General features: G+C 44.6%; 2 protein-coding genes. One reads left to right on the top strand and one right to left on the bottom strand.

Going from position 1 to position 634, the window contains the following annotated elements; all coding sequences use genetic code 11:
• Window positions 1-237, bottom strand: a 237-nt coding sequence (locus AC0QUY_RS42715) for a hypothetical protein (RefSeq protein ID WP_475391752.1), incomplete at its 3' end; no start/stop codon positions are given.
• 132 nt (window positions 238-369) lie between these two features.
• On the opposite strand from AC0QUY_RS42715, the gene AC0QUY_RS42720 reads away from it, so the two are divergent.
• Window positions 370-634, top strand: a 265-nt coding sequence (locus AC0QUY_RS42720; protein ID WP_475391754.1) for a DUF1259 domain-containing protein, incomplete at its 3' end; no start/stop codon positions are given.

A 634-nucleotide genomic window follows, 5' to 3' on the forward strand; every position in this document is an offset into this window, starting at 1 on the left:
AATAATGCTCGCTGCCCAGAGACCGAAATGCGTCTGAATAACGCCTCTGAACAATATTTCCTCTGCAAATGCAATGAAAAGGGTAAGAATCACGATATGCGGGTACGAGCGTTCACGAAAAAGCTTTTCATTTATCCCTTCATCGTCATACATATGCTTCGGAGCCCATTTCATCACCATCAGGTCGGCGATAATCACGAGAGCCGCGAGCGGCGCCCCGTATTTCAAGATGCTCAAGTCCGATGGATTCCAAAGCGACAAAAAATCGTCTGCATCATCAAATAAAAAGATTGTCCATTTTTAAAGGATTCTAAATATGCGGGTTCCCTTCATAAAATCGTGGTAACTTTAAAAATGGAGGTTCAGCAGATGCAAAGTTTTCATTCGCTTTGCCAGCAGTTTGGACATATTTTAAATGGGGAGCCGCACATTGAACACGGTGTCTGTTCTGTCAGCATCAAACGGAATTTGCGCGTCACGATTCAAGGAAGGCCAAGCCGGGGAGTCGGCATGGAAGAAGTCATGTTCGAGTCGCTCGATCAAAACGGAATCGCCTTGAATATGGCCGAAGTTGCCATTTTGCCTGAAGAAATTCCGTTGTTTACAAAAAAGCTTGTCGATCAAGGCATCATTC

Source organism: Bradyrhizobium sp. WYCCWR15520, from assembly GCF_056174665.1.